This window comes from Arthrobacter globiformis NBRC 12137 (assembly GCF_000238915.1).
GTDB classification, from domain to species: Bacteria; Actinomycetota; Actinomycetes; order Actinomycetales; family Micrococcaceae; genus Arthrobacter; species Arthrobacter globiformis.
In genome coordinates this window covers 1-551 of the sequence record NZ_BAEG01000001.1, presented here as the reverse complement: position 1 = coordinate 551, position 551 = coordinate 1, and the positions used below count along the sequence as shown (strand labels likewise).

The window sequence follows — 551 nt, the reverse complement described above, 5'->3', positions numbered from 1 at the left end:
GCCGCGGCACCCCTCGTCCCCGGCCCCGCCGCCGCAGCGCGCCCGGGCCCGGGGGATGACGGGTCCCGGACCACTGTCGAGTTCCTGCAGGCCAGGCTGCGGATCCCGGCCGCCGAAGCCCGCCGCCGCCTCGTCCCTGGCCGACGCCGTCCTGCCCCGGACCGGGTTCGGCGGGCAGCCGCTCCCGCCCCGCTACGAAGAACTCGCCGCCGCGGTCAGCGCCGCCCGGATCGGCTCCCGCGCCGGGACCACCATCACCCTGGCCCTGGACCGGGCCCGGCACCTCACCACCGCGGACCTCACCGCCGCGATGGAACACGCCCTGACCCAAACCGCCGTCGAAAGCGACGGCGACTTCCTCACCCGGGTCACCAAACACTGGGCCGAGGCCATCGACCAGGACGGGACCGAACCCTCCGAACCGGCCCTCCGCCAGATCCAGGGCGCCTTCATCCGCCGCCCCAAACACGGCCTGCAGCACCTGGAAATCTTCGCCACCACCGAACAATTCGAAACCCTCACCACCGCCATGAACACCGCCACCAACCCCC

The 551-nt window shown here is 73.7% G+C and carries 1 pseudogene; it reads left to right on the top strand.

Annotated features, from left to right (window positions below):
• Nucleotides 1–551: pseudogene (locus ARGLB_RS23440) on the top strand (DUF222 domain-containing protein); the annotation flags it as partial.